The organism is Campylobacter concisus (assembly GCF_002913945.1).
Lineage (GTDB): Bacteria > Campylobacterota > Campylobacteria > Campylobacterales > Campylobacteraceae > Campylobacter_A > Campylobacter_A concisus_P.
The window spans coordinates 1-20030 of the sequence record NZ_POZK01000019.1; the positions used below are offsets into that span (position 1 = coordinate 1).

The window sequence follows — 20030 nt, forward strand, 5'->3', positions numbered from 1 at the left end:
AATTTTGAGGATGAAATATTAATAAAATTTTAGGTGTTAAGCTATAAGGTTAAAATTTATTCTTTTTAACATCAGCTACTATTGTCTTAGCCATTTCATCGATTTGGGCGGTGATTTCATTCGTTGAGCTCACGATATCAACATTTTGCTTTGTAATGCTATCAATCTGGCTTACGCTTTGATTTATCATATTTATGCCTTCACTTTGCTCTCTGATGCTCTCACTCATCTCGTTAATGCTTTGAGTAAGTATATTTGCATTAGTTTCGATCTCACCAAGTGACTTTTGAGTTCGCTCAGCTAGTTTTCTAACCTCATCCGCAACTACAGCAAAGCCTCGTCCATGCTCACCAGCACGTGCTGCCTCGATAGCAGCGTTTAGAGCAAGTAGGTTGGTTTGATCTGCAATATCTCTAATAATAACGATGATATTTTTAATCTCTTCAGATTGTTTTATAACATCTACAGTCTTTTGACTAATTGCGCTCATTGAGCTACTCATTTGTTCGATTGCAGCAGCACTTTCTTGGAGAGAATTTGCCTGTGTGCTAGCACCTTGAGTTACTTGTTTCATTGATGCATCTAAATTTTTGGCTTTTTCTTCTAAGAATTGTGCTTGTTTTAAGTTAAACGCAAGCATATTAGCTATCTCTTCGCCAAGCTCGTTTGTTACTAGTTCGACATTGCCTTTGGCATCCAAAATTCTTGAAGTAAAATCAGAATTTCTAAAATCATTAAAAGTTTTTTGGATCATATTTAAATCGCTACCGACTCTTTTCTCCAAAACATCTAGCATTTTATTTAAGACATCTTTTAATTCAATTAGTTTTGGATTAGCTGGAACATCTACTATTCTTGCTTTCAAATTTCCATTTTCTATCGCCTTTGCAGTCTCAACAGATTGAGATACCACTCTAGAGTCTTGATCGGCATTGTCAAAAATTTTAGCAATATTATCATTTATTAGTTTACTCATTACGCCAAATTCATCTTTTGTTGCTACCTTTGAAACAACTGGCTCTTTTATCTCAAAATTTAAAAATCTAAAGAAACTAACCAAGGCATCTGTAATAGTTTTAATCGGATTAAGCGATCTTTTTAGCAAGAAATATACAAACGCAGACAAGACAACTATAAATATAAAGGCTAAAATAATTTAAACTTTTAAAATAGGCAAAGTATGCGAGCTAAAGATATTTTGATCCATTGCTGTTATTGCCAACCAACCTTTGTCATTTATCTCTAACATATAAGCATAGACATCTTCGCCTTTTGTATTTTTATATGCTATTAATCCATTTTCATCAAATTTCTTTTCATTATATTGTTTTATTAGACTCTTTGCGATCTCATGAGGTTTGCCGACTAATTCTTTATTTGGGTGCATTATAACGTTGCCATTTTGATCTGTAACAAAAGCATAGCTGTATTCAGTCTTACTGATTTGCGATATATTATTGCTCAACTCCTCAATAGATGCATCTATGCCCGTAACTCCAATATTTTTAATAGGTGCAGCAAAAGTTATAACCATCGCATTTAATGAAGCTGCCATGTATGGATCAGTATATATTGGTTTATTCTCGGCTTTAGCTTGTTTATACCATCCTCTAACTCTTGGATCATATCCAGCTTTATTTTGCCCATTTGATCTAAACATAGCCCCATCCTCATATCCAGCGTAAACAAGAGTGATCTCTTTTCCAGATATAGCTTTTGCTTGAGATAAAGCTAAATTTATACCATCAGCATTCATCGAGCCATCACTTTTCTCGCTTATCTTACTAAGAGTCTCAGCCATTTTCTCTATAGCATACTGATTATTGGTAAAAAAGCTATTTAGTATGATTTTCACATCTTTTAAGATTTGCTTTTGAGTTTGTATTACTAGCTCAATAGCTTTATCATGAGCTGTGTTATAGCTAGCTAAAGATATTAGCGAGAATGATATAAATAATGCCAGTATTAGCATTAAAGATATTTTGTTTGCAATTGATCGCATTTACTGTCCTTTTACAAAAATTTTTAAGGTGCGATTGTATATTTTTTTATATTAAACAGTATTAAATAATATTAATTACAAAATAGTGATGTATACATTAAATAATAATTTTGAATTATTTTTTCATTTTAGATAGTTAAAATCAGCGAGATAAAATTAGAATTTAGGGGAGGCAAACCCCTAAATTCGGCTCTAAGATTAAAATTTATTCTTTCTAACGTCAGCTACTATAGTCTTAGCCATGTCGTCTATTTGATCAGTAATTTCGTTTGTTGTACCGACAATATCAATATTTTGTTTTGTAATACTGTCGATCTGACTTACACTTTGATTTATCATATTTATACCTTCGCTTTGCTCTCTGATGCTCTCACTCATCTCATTGATGCTTTGAGCTAGAACATTTGCATTAGCTTCGATCTCGCCAAGTGATTTTTGAGTTCGCTCTGCTAGTTTTCTAACCTCGTCGGCAACTACGGCAAAGCCTCTACCGTGCTCGCCGGCGCGTGCCGCTTCGATAGCGGCGTTTAGAGCAAGTAAATTTGTTTGATCGGCTATATCTCTAATAATAACGATGATGTTTTTAATCTCTTCGCTTTGTCTTGTTACGTCGCTAGCTTTTTGGCTAATGGCGTTCATAGAACTGCTCATCTCTTCTATAGCAGCCGCGCTTTCTTGGATAGAGTCGGCTTGCTTATGGGCTCCGTCGGTTAGGGTTCTCATAGATTCTGCTAGGATTTTAGCTTTTTCTTCTAGAACCTGAGCTTCTTTTAAATTTTCCCTTAGCATATTGCTTACTGCGTCACCCGCGCTTTGAAGGCCTACTATCATATCTCTTAGATCGCTTTCAAGCTCGGGTTTTAGCTCTAGTCTAGGAGTGTAGTCGTTTTTGTTGTAAGAAGCTAAAACTACGGCTATTCCTTTTAAATTTTCAGAAATAGAAGTAAAGAATTTATTTAGTAGATCTTTTAACTGAACTAAAGCCGGATTATTAGGCACGGAATTGATCTTAGCTCCCATGTGTCCTTTTATCATGAGATTTGCTATACCGTTCATCTCGTCTATTAGGGCGCTGTCTTTTTTAACGCCGTTAAGGACTTTTTCTATATTTTCGTTAATAGATTCGCTCATTCTACCGAATTCGTCCTGCGTAGTTACTACTATTTTTTCCGGAGCATTAGGGGCTTCGTAAGTGATAAATTTAAACGCGTCTTCAAGCTTGGTTTGAATAGTTCTAATAGGGCTAAGGGATTTTTTAAGAAGAGTAAATACGATAGCCGAAAGTATGACTATAAAAGCTACGGCTAAGATTATTTGAGCTTTTAATAAAGGTAAGGTATTAGACGAAAAAGTATCTGCTCCGATAGCGGCTACGGCTAGCCAGCCTTGATCGTTTATAGAAAGAACTTTAGCGGTTACGTTTTCGCCTTTATAGTTTGTATAAGGGATAAGTCCATTTTCATCAAATTTTTTAGCTGCAAAAGCCTCAGCAATATATTTGCTAGCAGGAACGGTTTTACCAACATTGTTTGGGTCATTGTGCATTAGCATTACGCCGTCTTTGTTCATTAAAAAGACGTAACCGTATTTCGTTTTACCCATTTCGAGAATTTTTTTACTTAAAGCATCTATATTTAAATCAAGCCCCAAAACACCATCAAAATTTCCATTTTTATTTACTGGAGCGGCAAAGCTAATTACTAAAGCATTAGACAAGGCAGCTTTGTAAGGTTCGGTATATATAGCACCATTTGCACTCTTTGCTGCTTTATACCAGCCTCTAGTTCTAGGATCGTAGTTATCGGCTGGAGTTGTTCTAGTGCCGTCAGACTGGAAAAAATGTCCATCACTCTCGCGACCATAAAAAATATCAGTAACTAGATGACTAACGCTTTCTTTTTGCATTTTTGTTTTTTCCATGTACGAGTCATCATTATTTGGTATTTGTGCTATATCTGAAGCAGACTTTTTGGCAACTTCTAAATAATCTTCAAAAAAAGAATCCGTGGTTGCTTTGATATCACTTAGAATCTGATCCTGGGTCTGGCTGACCAACTCTACTACCTTACTCTCCGCTGTATAGTAGCTAACTGCTGAAATAGCAGCAAACGAAATAACTAGCAATGAGATGATAATCATCGCTATCTTTGAAGTTATGGACTTCATCTTTCCTCCTTTAAAAAGTTAAAATCGCTTTAATTTATCGAAAAAGAATTAAAATTAGTATTAAATTTACCCTCTATTTAATGCTTTTTAAAAATTAATAAAGATATCTTGATAATTAAAAATTTTTGAATAAATTTTAGATCACAAAATACCACTAAATAAGATAGTTTTGTTTTTTGGTTTTTAGCCAGATATAGAGTATAAATTTTTACTTGAAAATCAATAAAATAACGCCTGAAATAATAAGGCAAATGGCTAAAATTTCTTTGTAATTTAGTCTCTCCCCAAGAAAAACAACAGCCAAAATGATAGCAAGCACAACGCTAAATTTATCAACCAAAGCCACTTGATAAACCTTGCCAACTTGCATCGCTTTAAAATACATGAGCCAAGATAGCCCGGTTGCTATGCCGCTTAGTATGAGAAAGAGCCAGTTTTTAGGACTTAGCGAGCTTAATGGCTGCCATTTTTTAGCCACGCTTAGAAGCAAAACAAGCATCAAAATGACAACGATCGTTCTTATAAATGTTGCAAAATCGCTGTCAATATCTTTTACGCCAAGTTTGGCAAAGAGCGCAGTAAGTGCAGCAAATATAGCCGAAAGGGCTGCGTAGATAAACCACTCTGGCATCTTTTTCCTTATAAATTTAAAGAGGCTTTTGCTTCGCCCCACTGTAAATTTAACCCTCGTACTCGCTTAGCATGTCGATAGTGGGCGCAAAAAATAGCGCGCCAGTAACAGGTGTACTAAAGTCAAGTAGCCTATCTGAGTTGCCTTTTGGCTCACCTATGAACATCTTTTTAAGCATCGCCTCAACGGTCGAAAATGTGCTTGCATAAGCGATAAAGTAGGTACCGCTCTTGCTGCCCTCAGTAAAAGGCATATTGCCGCGTACGACCTTTTTATCGTCGCCAACATTTGCTGCGGCTGAGTGAGAGTTGCTAGGCTTTTCATCCTCGCTCATTTCGATATCAAGCTGCTTTGAGCGCCCTATAACTCTCTCCTGCTCGCTCACGCTTGTGGCGTTCCACTCTTGCATTTTGTGGAAGTATTTTTGCACGAAAACGTAGCTTCCGCCCTTAAATTTAGCGTCCTCGTCGCCCACTTTTGCAAAATGGTCTCTATCCTCGCCATCAGGATTTTCAGTGCCATCAACAAAGCCGATGATCGCCCTTCCGTCGTGGTATTTAAAGCCTTGCACCTCGTCTACAAGATCAGCAAATTTATATAACACATCCTTTACACTTTGTGCCATATCAAAGCAGTCAGCCGCATTTAACGCACGGATATGGATGTGGATATCACCCTTTGTGCTAACGGCTTCGTGTTTATCGCCCTTGATCGCTTTAAAATTTACAAGCTCTTTTGGCAATTCTTTTGAAATTTCAAGCTTTTTCCAAGCATCATGACCCACACCAAGGACGCAGTTTACATTTTCATTTGCACCAAATCTAACCTTTGCGGTTTTATTTAAATTTACAACCAAAGCACAAAGCTTAGCAAAGCCCTCTTTACATGCCTTTTTGTCGCCTTTTAAGACCCATGTTTGAAAGACTGTGTTGTTACCAGGTGTTTGTGTGACCTCTTGTGAATTAAAACTCATTTTTTCTCCTTTAAATTTATGCGATATTTTCTAAATTTAGCTGTGAATTTATCTGTTCATCGTTATCATCAAAAACAAATTCGACCTTGTTAGCCCCAAAGCTCTTTGCTATCGCTTCAAGCGTGTCGCGAGCCGATTTATGGATCTTACCTTGAAGCTGAGAGATAAGACGAACGCTCATCTTTTTGACTTCGTTTCTAGCTTCTTCTATTAGCCTATTTTTATCTTCTTCTGTAAAAGTGCTTCCAAAAAAGCCATTTAGCGAATCAGGCAGTAAAAATGGTATAAATTTACCATTTTTCTCATCGTAAAATTTCATATCGGCGATTGAGAATTTATACTTACATGGGGGCATTTTTATCTTGTAGCTAGAGTTTGCGATCTGCATGATCTCGAGCTTTGGACTAGTTAGATCGTAGATGAAATTTATCTCAAACTCAAATATCATCGAAAGCTTCTTTTCGCTTACCAGCCACCTTAGATACTCTTTACCAAAATTTCCAAACGCATGGTCAGTTTTTGTGACGATCTCTTTGCTATATACTTGAAAAACAGATAGCTCACCAATGCTTTTTAGCTGTGAAATTTCAGTACTTACAGATAAATTTTGACTCTCATCTTTAGTCTTTTTTAACGCCTTATTTGACCTATAAAACGCAAATGCCAAAACAGCTAGTAAGATAGCTAATATCAAATTTGCATATTCGCTCATTTTTTCTCCTTTAAAGCTTGCTATTTTAGCTTAAATTTGTAAAGTAAAAGGAATTTTAGCTTGTTTTTGCTATCTTGAAATCCACAAAATAGCAAAAATTTTTAAAACAATTGAGAAAATGAAAAACCACTTTTTTCAAGCACTTCTTTGATCTTTTCTTGATGCTCAAGCCCCTTTGTCTCAAGCGTGATCGTGATATTAGCATCGCCATAGTCAAGCCTTGTTGAAAAGCGGTCGTAATCGATCTTCACGATGTTTGCGTTTGCTGATTTTAGGCTATCTGTTAGACTCATAAGTGCTCCTGGCTTATCCACAAGCGTTATTTGCAAAGTCATCTTGCGGTGAGACTTGATAAGGCCCTTTTCGATGATGATAGAAAGTACCTGTACATCGATATTTCCGCCACTTAGCACCACTCCTATCTTTGCACCTTTTTTAAATTTGATCTTATCATGCATAAGTGCTGCCACGCCAGCTGCACCAGCCCCCTCTACAACGATCTTTTGAGTCTCTAGCAAAAACAAAATCGCAGTTGCGATCTCTTCGTCATCGACCTGCACAAACTCATCAACGCACTCAATAATATTTGCTAGTGTGATCTCGCTAGCATCACGCACAGCGATGCCATCTGCTATGGTGCGGACTGATTTTGAGTTTATGCTTTTTTTAGCACCGTAGCTATTAAACATCGCTGGAGCGCCTTTTGCACCGACACAGATTACTTTTGTCTTTGGATTGACCTGCTTTATGCAACTAGCCACACCACTAGCTAATCCGCCGCCGCCAACTGGAACGATGACCATATCAAGATCACTTATCTCATCAAGCATCTCAAGCCCCACAGTGCCCTGCCCTGCCATGACGTACTCGTCGTTAAATGGATGAACAAAGGTCATGCCCTTTTCTTTGGCGTAATTGACCGCAAAAGCGTACGCCTCGTCAAAATTATCGCCATTTAAGATGACCTCTGCACCAAGGTCCTTTGTGCCAGCAACCTTTAGAAGTGGGGTTGATTCTGGCATGATGATGCAAGCATGCACGCCAAATTCCTTTGCGCTTATTGCTACACCTTGAGCGTGATTGCCAGCACTTGCAGCGACAACGCCACGTTTTCTCTCCTCATCGCTTAGGCTAGCTATTTTATTATATGCGCCTCTTATCTTATATGCGCCAGTTCTTTGTAAATTTTCTTCTTTCAGGTAAACACTTGCGCCTAAAATTTTACTAAGTTTTGCACTTAGTGCAAATGGGGTCTTAGTCACGAAATGACCGATCGTGATCTTTGCTTGGATGATTTTATTTAGTGAAACCATTTTTTTCAAATTTTCCTTTTTAAAATTATTCTTTTGCCCTTAGTAGCACGCCGCACTCGGTGTGATGAGTGTTTGCAAACTGATCAAAAATGGCAAATTTTATCACTTTATGGCTTTTACAAAGCTCTTTTAAATTTTCTTTTAGAGTCTCTGGGTTGCACGAGATGTAGATGATATTTTTAAATTTTTTGATGAATTTTACGACACTTTCACTAAGTCCTGCACGAGGCGGATCTACAAGGACGTGCGAGAAGTTAAAGTCGCTTAAATTTATCTCTTTTAGCCTGTTAAATTCCCTAATGCCAGCAAATGCGCTCATAAGCTCATCAGCGTCCATGCGTAGAAATTTGATATTTTTAGCTTTGTTTAGCTCACAGTTTTTAAGAGCATTTGCGATCGAGCTTTTTGAAATTTCAGTGGCAAGGACATTTTTAAATTTAAACGAAAGCGGGATAGTAAAATTTCCATGTCCACAGTATAGCTCGAGCAAGTCGCCGCTAGCTTCAACACATCCTTTTGCCCAGGCTATCATCTTTTCATTTACGGCTTTATTTGGCTGGATAAAGGCATTCTCACTTAGGCTAAATTTATAAATTTGACCTCCAATATTTAGCTCGTCTGTCAAATTTAGCTCACCACTTAGTAGCTTTTGCCCGCGAGATCTAGCAAGTATCGTGACATTAAGCTTATTGGCTAAATTTTTAATCTCTGCTTCAAACTCACTATCAAGCTTTTTGTGATAAAGAAGCGTGACTAAAGTGCCACTTTTGCAAGAGATAAATTCTACGCCAAAAAGCTTTGCGCCTAGTATTTCACTCTCTTGTAAGCTGTAAATTAAGCTTGGCATAAGCTCTGAAATTTGCTCACAAACCTTAGGGCACTCATCTATAAAAATTCTCTTGCCCTTCTCACTTGCATGCATGGTATAGCTAAGCTTGCTACCTTCGTGCCAGATACCAAACTCAGCCCTTGTGCGGTAGTGTTTTGGATTGGAGCTAAACACATCAAATTTGCCATCATAAAACTCTGAAAAATTTTGTTTTACAAGGTCAGTTTTAAATAAAATTTGCTCATCGTAAGGGGCAAAAAGAGTGCAAGAGCCGCACTCTTTTAGATAATTGCAATCCAAATTTATGCTTCTACTTTCTTTCCAACAAATCTAACTAGCGCCCAAATCGCTAAAAATCCGCAAGGAAGCGCGATCCAAACACTAAGACCAAGAGCAACTGGCAAGTAACCAACTAGCACACAAACCGCACAAACGCTAAGCGCATAGACCATTTGAGTTGAGACGTGATCGATATGATTACATCCTGCGCCCATTGATGAAAGTATCGTAGTATCCGATATCGGTGAGCAGTGATCGCCAAAGATCGCGCCTGTAAGCACGCCTGAAATATTTACGATCATATAAGCGTGCATCGCATCGCCCTCTAGGCCGTAGTTTTTGCCGACCGCATAAGCTAGTGGGATAGCTAGAGGCATTAAAATTCCCATCGTGCCGTAGCTTGTTCCAGTTGAGAAGCTAATAAACGAACCAAGGATAAAAACAGCAACTGGCAATATAAATTTAGGTGTTGAAGAGCTTAATAGATCAACCAAATATCTTGATGTGCCAAGCTCTTTGATAACAGCACTAAGACTCCACGCAAGGAGCAAAATCACAACCGTAATTATCATAGTCTTCCAGCCCTTTACCCATGTGCTGATAGCCTCTTTTACGTCAAAAATTTTACGCCAAACGCCCATTGTGATAGCTACGATACTAGCAAGTAATGCTGCTTGAAATAGTGATGTAGCTGAGTCTGCTGCGCCAAAAGTATCTTTAAATGTAGAAAATGAAAGTGGATTAGCGAGTGCATTTTTAAGAGCATCGCCCTCAAGTGCAGCAAGACCACTAAAGTAAAAACTAGTAAAAGCACCAATAACTAGCACAAGAAGTGGCACGACAGCGTTTGAGGCGCTTAGTTTTACGCCTTCTTTTGGCTCAAGTGTTTTATCTTCTAAGTCTTGAATTTGAGTTTTGCCTGAATGAAGTTCGCCCTTTCTAGCACGTCTTTCAGCTAATAGCATTGGGCCGTATTCACGTTGCATCAAGGCAGTACAAACTATAAAAAATAGTATAAAAAGGTTGTAAAATCTATATGGAATTGTCTCGATAAATATAGAATAAGCGTTAATTCCAGTCTCTCCAACTAGCTCATATCCCTTTTCAATGAGTGAAACCTCAAGGCCAACCCATGTCGAGATGATAGCAATACCAGCGATCGGTGCCGCAGTAGCATCGATGATAAAAGCTAGTTTTTCGCGGCTGATTTTAAATTTATCGCTTATTGGTCTCATAATAGGGCCTACTATTAAGGCATTTGCATAGTCATCGAAAAATACAAAAATTCCCATGAGCCAAGTTGAAATTTGAGCAGAGATACCTGTTTTTGCCTTTTTGCTAAGCCAAAGAGCAACCGCCTTTGTACCGCCCATCTTTGTGATGAGTGCGACCACACCACCAATACAAAGCACTTGAAGCAAAATACCTGAATCAGTCTTATCAGCCATTGATTCAACGACTCTTGAAACGATACCTGTAAAGCCTTTTACGATACCCATAAAGATGTTTTCATTGATGATGTTTATTAGAAACGTTCCGCTAAAAACACCGATAAATAGCGACAATATAACGTCTTTTGTGATAAAAGCAAGTGCTATTGCCACAACAGGTGGTATAAGCGTAAATACGCCATAAATTTCAGCGTTTCTCTTTGCCACTTCTGGATCGACACCAAAAAGCGCAACGCTAAAAAAAAGTAATAATAAAATTTGTCTCACAAGAACTCCTTAAAATTTTTCTATCGCAAGTCCAGCCCAAGTCTGCGTATTTGCCATGACTTCGACCCTGTTTATGTTGACACTTCCAGGCATATTTAGACAATTTACCAAAATCGTCGCGATATCCTCAGATGTGATGAAATTTGTATTTTCATAAAGACTATCCGCCTTTGCCTTATCTCCCCTAAATCTAACCTCGCTAAATTCAGTCTTGCAAAGCCCTGGCTCGATGTTTGTCACTCTGATATTTGTGCCAACTAGATCGTTTCTTAAATTTAAACTAAACTGTTTAACAAAGGCCTTTGTGGCACCATAAACGTTGCTTCCAGGATACGGCCATGAGCCAGCTGTCGAGCCTAGGTTAAAGATATAGCCCTTTTCTTGTTTATAAAGTAGCGGCAAAACGGCCTTTGTCGAGTAGATAAGACCCTTGACATTGGTGTCTATCATCGCCTCAAAGTCCTCCACCTTCGCATCTATCGTCTTTTCAAGTCCAAGCGCCATGCCAGCGTTGTTTACGAGCACTTCGATATCCTTAAATTTATCAGGTAAGCTCTCAACCGCTTTAAAAACAGCCTCTTTGTCGCGTATGTCAGCTACGATGATATGTATATCGCCAAGCTCACCTGCAAGCTTCTTTAGCCTATCTTCTCGCCTTGCAAGAGCGACTATCTTGTAGCCCTCTTTTGAGAGTCTTCTGGCGATCGCCTCGCCAAATCCAGATGTTGCACCGGTTACAAAAGCTGTCTTTTTCATGATTTTTCCTAATTGAAATTTGGTTTTAAACCCAAATTTTCTAAAAATTTGATCGTATTTTCGTTTTGTTCTTTCATGGCATAGTCAAGCGCGTTAAATCCAGCATCATCAGTCGCGTTTATATCAGCGCCGTTATCTATCAAAAGTTTTAAAATTTCTGGCGTTGCATGAGCTGCTGCATGCATAAAAACGCTTCTGCTTGTATGCTCTAGACCGCACGTATCTTCTACTTGCGTCATACCCAAATTTATCATATTCATCTTGGCATTTTCATCTATGTAGCTCTCGTTCGCATTGGCACCATTTTTTAGCAAAAGCTCACAAAGTGGCTTATCGCTAAACTGCACAGCATAGAAAAGTACACTTTTTCCAAAGAAATTTTTGTGATTTACATCGGCTTTATTTGCAAGTAAAATTTTTACATTTTCTATATTTTTTAAAGCAAAAAATAGAGGCGTCTCATCGCCCAAATTCACATCCGCTCCGCGCCTTATGATCTCTTTTATCATATCGCTACTCTTTTCGTTTAAAAGTGCAATATTAAGCAAATTTGTAAGTTCAGCGATACTAAAATTTTTTGAGTAAAGAAAATTTGCCAGCTCATCAAAGCTTATCTTTTGGGCGATCATCTTTTGTTCAGGGGTTAAAATTTTAGCCTTATTTATATTTTTGCCAACACTAAATGTCAAAAACTCATTTACCACACTAGTTGCGTAATACGCTGCACTTGGCGTATCAAGTCCAAGGCTTTCATAAAATTTTACAAGCGGAGTTTGAGCATTTTTATAGGCTTCTAAAAATTTTTTATATTTTAAAAAATTAAACAAACTTTCATTTGCCCAGTATCTAAAATACTCCATTCTGACATCTTTTTGCTCTTCAGCAATATCAGGCTTTGCAAGCTCTTTTGCGTAAAATTCAGGTGCGAATGACGCTTTTAGCAAAAGCCATCTAAGCTTATTTAAATTTTCTCTATAAACGCCATCGCCGACACAGCTTTGAGACTCGCTTCTCACAGCCATACTAGCATCAAAAAGCTCTTTTATCTCTTGTAAATTTATAAGTGAGCCATCGCAATAAAATAGACTCTCATTTATATATGCAAGTCCGTTTGGAGTAGTTTTAAAGCTCTCTTTTTTGGCAAGATCACTGCACTCTAAAGCGTGTAAATTTATCAAAAAACAAACGCTAAAAAAGAGAAAAAAAACTACTTTTTTCATCAAAGCTCCTTAAAATTCCGCGATATTGTAACAAATTTATATACTAAACTCACTTATTTCATTAAAATTTAGATATTTATAAATTTTATCTTTGTTTAAACCAAGACTTTCTCTTACTATTTTTTTATACTCATCGATGTTTGGCAAACGCCCAAGTAGTGCACAAACAGCGGCTAGCTCGGCACTTCCTAGATAAACCTTGGCACCCATACCCATTCTGTTATCAAAATTTCTAGTTGAAGTAGAAAATACCACTGCGTTGTCGTTTACTCTTGCTTGATTACCCATACAAAGCGAGCAGCCTGGTACCTCTGTTTTTGCATTTAATCTTTTAAAAATTTCATAAACGCCTTCATTTTCAAGTGTGCTTTTATCCATCTTTGTCGGCGGTGCGATCCAAAGCCTAGTTGTAAGCTTGCTCTCATGCTCCAAAATTCTAGCGAGCGCCCTGTAATGGCCTATATTTGTCATACAGCTTCCCACAAAAACTTCATCGATATTATGCACTCTTTTGTTATCAGCTAAAATTTCACTTAGCGTTGCCACATCGTCTGGGTCATTTGGGCAAGCTAAAATAGGCTCATCTATCTGCGATAAATCAATCTCCAAAATTTCAGCGTATTTTGCATCTTTATCTGCTCTTAAAAGAGTTGGATTTTTAAGCCATTTTTGCATTTTTTCTTTTCGTCTAAGTAACGTCTCATGGCTTTCATAGCCTGCTTTTATCATTGCGTCTATTAGCGCAACGTTTGAGCGAATATACTCCACAACGCTAGCCTCGCTCAAATTTACCACACAAGCCGCAGCCGAGCGTTCAGCTGAAGCATCACTTAGCTCAAACGCCTGCTCTACTTTTAAGCTCTCAAGCCCTTCTATCTCTAAAATTTTACCTGCAAAAACGTTCTTTTTGTTTTTCTTCTCAACACTTAAAAGCCCTTTTTTGATCGCAAAATACGGTATCGCATTTACAAGATCACGGAGCGTCACGCCCTCTTTTAGCTCGCCTTTAAATTTGATCAAAACTGACTCTGGCATATTTAGTGGCATCATTCCAAGTACCGCTGCAAACGCGACTAGGCCGCTACCAGCAGGGAAGCTGATACCGATAGGAAATCTCGTGTGACTATCGCCGCCAGTGCCCACCGTATCAGGCAGTACCATGCGGTTTAGCCAAGAGTGGATGACGCCATCGCCTGGCTTTAGACTCACACCGCCACGTAAATTTATAAATTTTGGTAAGCTCTCATGCATCACAAGATCACTTGGTTTTGGATAAGCGGCCGTGTGGCAAAAGCTTTGCAAAACAAAATCTGCGCCAAAGCTAAGGCTAGCAAGCTCTTTTACCTCATCTCTAGTCATCGGCCCTGTCGTATCTTGCGAGCCAACGGTCAAAATTTCTGGCTCCACATAAGCCCCAGCTCTAACACCAGCTACGCCGCAAGCCTTGCCAACCATCTTTTGAGCCAGCGTGTAGCCACCGCCCAGCTCTTTTGGCTGATCTGGCTTTATAAAAATTTGCTCCTCGCCAAGCCCTAGAGCCTCTCTGGCCTTTTTGGTCACTTGGCGTCCTATCATAAGTGGTATCCTGCCACCTGCTCTTATCTCATCGCTTAGAGTATTTGGGTTTAGTTTGAAATTTGCCACGAGTTTTTTATCGCTGCCAATAAGCTTATAAATTTCGCCTTTAAATGGATAAATTTCTATCTCATCGCCCATCTCAAGCTCATTTACGTTTGCGACTATCGGCAGTGCACCGCTATCTTCAGCAGTGTTAAAAAATATCGGAGCTATGGTCGTGCCGATCACGATGCCGCCCGTTTTTTTGTTTGGCACGCCCTCTATCTCATCGCCAAGGTGCCACTGGATCGAGTTTATACCGCTCTTTCTGCTGCTGCCAGTGCCAACCACATCGCCAACATAAGCCACTTTTTTACCACGAGTTTTAAGCTCTTTTAAAATTTCTAGACCCTCAGGCATCTTTTTAACAAGCATTGCTTTTGCGTGAAGTGGTATGTCGGCCCTTGTATAGGCCTCACTCGCTGGACTTAGGTCGTCAGTATTTGTCTCACCAGGTACTTTAAAAACGACTGCGTTTATACAGGCTTCAATTGGCTTTTTATGCGTAAACCACTCTGCATTTGCCCAAGAAGCAAGCACCTCTTTTGCAAATTTATTGCTACTTGCTAGCTTTGCGATCTCGTCAAAATATTCATGCACCAGGATGATATTTTTTAGCTCATTTACCGCAGCTTGTGCAATATTTTCATTGCTATTTTTTAGAGCTCGCACCAAAATTTCCACGTTATATCCGCCAAGCATCTTGCCTAAAATTTTAATAGCACGCATAGCGTCAAGGCCATTAACAGCAAGCCCGTCTATTACTTCACCAAGAAATTCTGCCTTTATCTTCGCTGCATCATCAACGCCGGGATTGATACGAGTTTCAAGCAAATTTATAAGAAATTTTAGCTCGCTTTGTGCCTTTTCGTCGCAACTAGACTTGCTGGCAATCTTTATTAGCTCGCAAACTTCACTTGTTTGCTTGGCATTTAGCGCAAGCGGTGGCACGCCCTCTTTTTCTCGCTCGCTCACGTGTTTTTCGTAGTCGGTAAAAAAGCTCATGAAATTCCTTTGTGGTTTTTGCTCGTTATTTTTAGTTTAAAATCGCTAGTTTTGCTTGCATTTTATCAAAAAGCAAAACAAACTAAAGTAAAATTTGCCCAAAATTTCAAATTTAAAGGAGCAAATGTGTCAAAAGCTTACCTAAAATCGCCTATCGGAATTTTGGAGATCATCGCTAGCGAAAATGGAATTTGTGAGATAAATTTTGTAGATAAATTTGAAAAAGTTGCGGTAAAAGATGAAAATTTAAAGCTTTGCTTGGATGAGCTAGAGGCTTATTTTAATGGCAAGCTTAAAAAATTTAGCATTAGACTTGATATAAAAACAACTAATTTTAGAGCAAAAATTTACGAGGCCTTACGAAAAGTACCATATGGAGAAACGACCACATACGCAGCTCTAGCACTTGCTGTAGGCCACAAAAATGCCTACCGAGCAGCAGGATCAGCCAATGCTAAAAATCCAGTGCCTATCATCGTCCCTTGTCACAGAGTGCTAGCTAGCAGCGGGCTTGGTGGCTACTCAGGCGGAGATGGCTTGCCAACTAAAATCTGGCTTTTGGAGCATGAAGCAAAGCATAAATAGCTAAAATTTACAGCAAAATAAAAGTCTATCAAATTTTAAAATTTACAAGCGAACATTTTTAAAATTTATCAGAATATTTAAAACGCATGCAGTGCTTTAGCGCCATTGTATACATCTTGAACGTGAGTGATTTAGCAGATTTAAAAAAAGGAAGATAAGAGAACGCCCTCATAATTCAAGCCACATTGTCTCTCTTTTGAATAAAAAGGAATTTACAAATTTAATCAAGCTGTCTTTACAAAGTTTTAAAATTTCATTCACTCGCAAGAGCTAACTACTAAAATTTAATTTCGCTTACCACTTAGCTCAGATTTTAGAGCCAAAATTACTCGTTCATGAAATTTTAAAATTTACTTGACACTCACTTGATTTAACAAAGCAAATTTACAAAATTTTAAAACTTTACTTGCTCGCCTTAGTAATTTACTAATTTTAGAAATTTAGAGTGTGATACGCTCGCTCACAATTTTTAAATTCGTTTTTCCCTTGTGTGCTGCATGTGTTTATATTGTTTAAATTATTAATTATCTTTATACGTTATTATGGTTTTTTGTTTGGATTTTAGGATCGTCAAAATTTATAAATTTCTCTAGCCCTAAAGTGAGATTAGGGCTAGAGTAAGGATTATTTTTTAGCTACAAGAGCATTTTTTAGTACATCATCGATCGTATCTACTGCGATGATCTTCATGTCGCCTTTTACTTCAGCTGGTATATCGATAAGGTCGCGGTCATAGTTTTTGCGAGGTATGAGCGCTGTTTTGATGCCAGCTTTGTGAGCGGCGATTAGTTTCTCTTTTAGTCCTCCGATAGGTAGCACTCTGCCTGTTAGCGTGATCTCGCCAGTCATTGCGATGTCGTGTTTGACTTTTGTGTCAGTTAGTATCGATGCGATCGCAGTTGCCATCGTGATGCCAGCGCTTGGACCATCTTTTGGCACTGCACCTTCTGGCACGTGCAAGTGAAGGTCGTAGCGTCTATAAACGTCGCTGGCTTCGAGCTTGTGCTTGTCATCATCTAATTTTGGCACGATAGCCATTGGCACTTTTAGCTTTTTGTTATCGATCAGTACTTTTACCACGCTAAATGCGATATGAGCGCTCTCTTTCATCACGTCGCCTAGCTGACCAGTGATTTGCATGTTGCCTTTACCTTGGATCCTGATAGCCTCGATCCTTAGCACGTCGCCACCGACACTCGTCCACGCGAGGCCATTTACCAAGCCGATCTGGTCTTTCTTGTCCGCTGGCTCGATCTCATAGACCTTTTTCTCTAAAAATTCTTTCAAATTTTTAGCCGTGACGCTGATCTTGCCTTCGTTCTTTTTGGTGAGGATATTTTTGGCGACTTTTCTTAGTATATCAGCGATCCTACGGCGTAAATTTCGCACACCACTCTCTCTTGTGTAGTCGCTGATGATTAGCTCAAGTGCCTCTTTGCTGATGTTCACATCACTTGGTTTTAGCCCGTGCTTTTTGAGCTCCTGAGGCAAGAGATATTTTTTAGCGATCTCAAATTTCTCTTGTGGAGTGTATGAGCTAAGCTCGATAAACTCCATCCTATCGCGAAGTGCAGCTGGTATCATACTCACATCATTTGCGGTGGCTATAAAGATGATCTTGCTAAGATCGATGTTGAAATTTAGATAGTAGTCCCTAAATTTATTATTTTGCTCAGGATCTAAAATTTCAAGTAAAACCGCGGTCGGATCGCCTCGGTAGCTTCTGCCAACCTTATCGATCTCGTCAAGAACCACTACTGGATTCATCTGCTTGGCTTCGATGAGCCCTTGCACGATGCGGCCTGGCATAGCGCCTATATAGGTGCGGCGGTGGCCTCTTAGTTCGTTTACGTCCTCAAGTCCGCCAAGCGCAATCCTAACTAGTTCACGCTTTAGCGCCTTTGCGATCGAGTTTGCAAGACTTGTTTTACCCACGCCTGGAGGGCCTGCAAAGCATAAAATAGCGCCATTATTTACCTTTTCGCCAACGCCTCTAAGCTCCAAAAGCTCACGCAAAGCAAAATACTCCTCTATACGTTCTTTTGGCTTTTCAAGGCTGTAATGATCGGCATTTAGATGCTTGCTCACTTCGGTGATGGATGATTTTTTCTTAGCTATATTTTCAAATGGAATTTCTAACACCCAGTCAAGGTAGCTTTGTAAGGTATTTGCGTCAGCTGAGTCTGGGTGCATGCGCGAAAGCTTATCTATTTGCTTTTTGATCTCTTTGTAGGCGTCCTCGGCCATAAATTTCTTCTTCGCATCAAGCTTTTTGCGGTATTCTTCAAGCTCCTCTTCACGACTCGTATCCGCTCCAAGCTCAGCTTGAATTTGCTTTAGCTGCTCTTTTAAAAAGTACTCTTTATTTGTCTTATCGATCTTTGAATGGACTTTATTTTTTATCTCTTTTTGAAGCTTATTTGCCTCGATCTCTTCGATAACATAGTCAATGAGCTTTAGTAGGCGTTGCTCTAAATTTTCCTCTACAAAAAAGCTATAGGCGATCTGTTTTTTTAGGCGCAGTGCACTTGAGACGAGATCGCAAACCCTGATCGCTTCAGCACTCTCTTCAATAGTTTTTAAAAGATCTGGTGGGAAAAAGTGACTAAACTGCGAGAGCTCTCTTACTTTTTCTCTTAAAACAACGATGAGAGCGTCAGTTTTGACCTGAGATGGGCGCTTGACGTGGAGCATATCGACAATGCCACGGAGCGGATTTATGCCTGATTGTTTTAAAATTTTACCTTTGTCGATGCCCTGAAATAGCACCTTCACGCGTCCATCGGGTAGTGGTACACGGCGCATTATCGTGCCGATCACACCAGCATCATAGATACCATCAAAGTCTCTAGCGCCGTCTTGCTGAGGCTTTGTGGGCACCACAAGGATCGGAGTCTCTTCTTGTATGGCGAGTTCAAGTGCTTTTAAATTTTCATCGTCGCTTAAAAAAAGCGGAGTTATCATAAATGGATATAAAAATAGCTCGTCCTCAACGATAATGGGAATTTCGGTTGGGAAGCCTTTATTTTCGTTTATTTGCAAAATTTCTCCTATTCAAACAGTTTTCTATACCATGCTACATCAGGCTTGATAAGGTCAGAATTTCTAAACGGTGACTCTTCAAGTTTTTGCTCGTAAATTTTGGCCGAAACATCACGACCAGTCCTATTGTAAAGATCAGCTATTTGCATATCTAGGAAGTAAAGCGCGAGTTTGAATTTAATAAGCATAGTCTCAATAAGTGGCTTATATTCAGTATTCGGATACATATAAAGAAATTTCTCGATCTCAGTTACGCTATCTTCCATCAGCTTTTGGTTGCGGTTTGGCTGAGTAAATGAGTCAAAATTTGCTTTTATCTTTAGATACTGAGCAAACTCTGTTTTTGGACCGTTGTCACCATACCTTTTGATGTACTCGTCAAGATAGTGATTTGCCATTAGATACTCTTCATCATTTGCGTGAGCTTGGGCAAGGATAAGTAAAATTTGCTCCAAAAGTGGGCTTGCTACGTGTTCGCTTGCCATTGAAACATAGTGTTTATCGGCCGCTTCAAGATCACCATCTTTTATATCAGCGATAACCTGAGCATACCACTCATCTGGAGTTAGATTGTAAAGCTCGGTATATTTTTCAGCACAACCACTAAAAAGCCCCAAAAGAGCTACAACTGCTAGAATTTTAGAAAATCTTTTCATGCTTTTCCTTAAAAAGTTTAAATCCTCGTATTCTACATTTTTTGCTATTATTTTTGTATAAATTTTTTAAAACTATGATAAAATACGGCAACTTTACAAAATAGGAGTTAGTATGATTTTTAGTGTTAAAAGCCCTATTTTAGGCTTTGAGCATATCAAGACGATGGAGTTAATTGAACTTGATAAATTTTTTGTTAAGCTAGCAAGCAAAGATGATGAGACATCTTTTACAATGATAAATCCTTTTGCATTAAGAAGCTACGAATTCGATATTCCAAGCTATTATGAAGATCTTATGGAGATTAAAGAAAGCTCTCAACTTAGAATTTATAACATTATCGTTGTTGCACTCCCGCTTGAAAAATCAACTGTAAATTTTATAGCTCCTATCGTTTGCAATATGGACAACATGACCTTATCTCAAGTCGTTTTAGACATTGCCAAATATCCTCAGTATGGGCAAGCTGAAATGATAGAAAATTTTATACAAAAATAGTAGCTAAAAGCTTTTAAAAATCTAAGGAGA

The 20030-nt window shown here is 38.7% G+C and carries 15 protein-coding genes and 2 pseudogenes; 2 read left to right on the plus strand and 15 right to left on the minus strand.

The window, feature by feature from the left end; translation table 11 throughout:
- Positions 1-49 precede the first annotated feature (49 nt).
- The 13 genes and pseudogenes from CYP64_RS10490 to CYP64_RS04245 all read right to left on the minus strand — a co-directional run.
- A pseudogene (locus tag CYP64_RS10490) lies at positions 50-430 on the minus strand (methyl-accepting chemotaxis protein); the annotation flags it as partial.
- A gap of 726 nt (positions 431-1156) precedes the next feature.
- Entirely contained in the window at positions 1157-2002 is an 846-nt protein-coding gene (locus tag CYP64_RS10285; RefSeq protein WP_258032934.1) for a cache domain-containing protein, read from the minus strand.
- Between the two features lie 198 nt (positions 2003-2200).
- Positions 2201-3133 (minus strand): methyl-accepting chemotaxis protein, encoded by a 933-nt coding sequence (locus CYP64_RS10495; protein WP_374057371.1) that lies wholly within the window; start codon positions 3131-3133, stop codon positions 2201-2203.
- A gap of 303 nt (positions 3134-3436) precedes the next feature.
- A pseudogene (locus CYP64_RS10500) lies at positions 3437-4168 on the minus strand (cache domain-containing protein); the annotation flags it as partial.
- 208 nt (positions 4169-4376) lie between these two features.
- Positions 4377-4799 (minus strand): EamA family transporter, encoded by a 423-nt coding sequence (locus CYP64_RS04205; protein ID WP_103648800.1) that lies wholly within the window; start codon positions 4797-4799, stop codon positions 4377-4379.
- A gap of 49 nt (positions 4800-4848) precedes the next feature.
- Positions 4849-5772, minus strand: a complete 924-nt coding sequence (locus tag CYP64_RS04210) for a Dyp-type peroxidase (RefSeq protein ID WP_103648801.1) — start codon at positions 5770-5772, stop codon at positions 4849-4851.
- Positions 5773-5788: 16 nt separating this feature from the next.
- Positions 5789-6484 (minus strand): DUF4230 domain-containing protein, encoded by a 696-nt coding sequence (locus CYP64_RS04215; protein WP_103648802.1) that lies wholly within the window; start codon positions 6482-6484, stop codon positions 5789-5791.
- Between the two features lie 101 nt (positions 6485-6585).
- Positions 6586-7797, minus strand: a complete 1212-nt coding sequence (gene ilvA / locus CYP64_RS04220; RefSeq protein WP_103648898.1) for a threonine ammonia-lyase — start codon at positions 7795-7797, stop codon at positions 6586-6588.
- A 25-nt stretch (positions 7798-7822) separates the two neighbouring features.
- Positions 7823-8926, minus strand: coding sequence for a tRNA (uridine(54)-C5)-methyltransferase TrmA (trmA, locus tag CYP64_RS04225; RefSeq protein ID WP_103648803.1), 1104 nt, complete (start codon positions 8924-8926; stop codon positions 7823-7825).
- 2 nt (positions 8927-8928) lie between these two features.
- A complete protein-coding gene (locus CYP64_RS04230) occupies positions 8929-10623 on the minus strand; it encodes a Na+/H+ antiporter NhaC family protein (RefSeq protein WP_103648804.1) in 1695 nt (564 codons plus the stop codon).
- 9 nt (positions 10624-10632) lie between these two features.
- Positions 10633-11379, minus strand: a complete 747-nt coding sequence (locus CYP64_RS04235) for an SDR family NAD(P)-dependent oxidoreductase (protein ID WP_103648805.1) — start codon at positions 11377-11379, stop codon at positions 10633-10635.
- A gap of 8 nt (positions 11380-11387) precedes the next feature.
- Positions 11388-12599, minus strand: coding sequence for an ankyrin repeat domain-containing protein (locus CYP64_RS04240; RefSeq protein ID WP_103648806.1), 1212 nt, complete (start codon positions 12597-12599; stop codon positions 11388-11390).
- A gap of 36 nt (positions 12600-12635) precedes the next feature.
- Positions 12636-15221 (minus strand): bifunctional aconitate hydratase 2/2-methylisocitrate dehydratase, encoded by a 2586-nt coding sequence (locus CYP64_RS04245; RefSeq protein ID WP_103648807.1) that lies wholly within the window; start codon positions 15219-15221, stop codon positions 12636-12638.
- 126 nt (positions 15222-15347) lie between these two features.
- Here CYP64_RS04245 and CYP64_RS04250 point away from each other — a divergent pair, with 126 nt between their 5' ends.
- The gene (locus tag CYP64_RS04250; RefSeq protein WP_103648899.1) at positions 15348-15806 is read left to right on the plus strand and encodes a methylated-DNA--[protein]-cysteine S-methyltransferase; all 459 of its coding nucleotides are present in this window, start codon (positions 15348-15350) and stop codon (positions 15804-15806) included.
- A 624-nt stretch (positions 15807-16430) separates the two neighbouring features.
- Here CYP64_RS04250 and lon read toward each other — a convergent pair.
- Together lon and CYP64_RS04260 are read right to left on the minus strand one after the other, a co-directional pair.
- Positions 16431-18848 (minus strand): endopeptidase La, encoded by a 2418-nt coding sequence (lon, locus tag CYP64_RS04255; protein ID WP_103648808.1) that lies wholly within the window; start codon positions 18846-18848, stop codon positions 16431-16433.
- Between the two features lie 8 nt (positions 18849-18856).
- Complete coding sequence (locus tag CYP64_RS04260) at positions 18857-19504, minus strand: outer membrane protein assembly factor BamD (RefSeq protein WP_103648809.1); 648 nt, start codon at positions 19502-19504, stop codon at positions 18857-18859.
- Positions 19505-19616: 112 nt separating this feature from the next.
- Here CYP64_RS04260 and fliW point away from each other — a divergent pair, with 112 nt between their 5' ends.
- Positions 19617-20000 (plus strand): flagellar assembly protein FliW, encoded by a 384-nt coding sequence (gene fliW / locus CYP64_RS04265; protein ID WP_054196362.1) that lies wholly within the window; start codon positions 19617-19619, stop codon positions 19998-20000.
- The last annotated feature ends 30 nt before the right edge of the window (positions 20001-20030 follow it).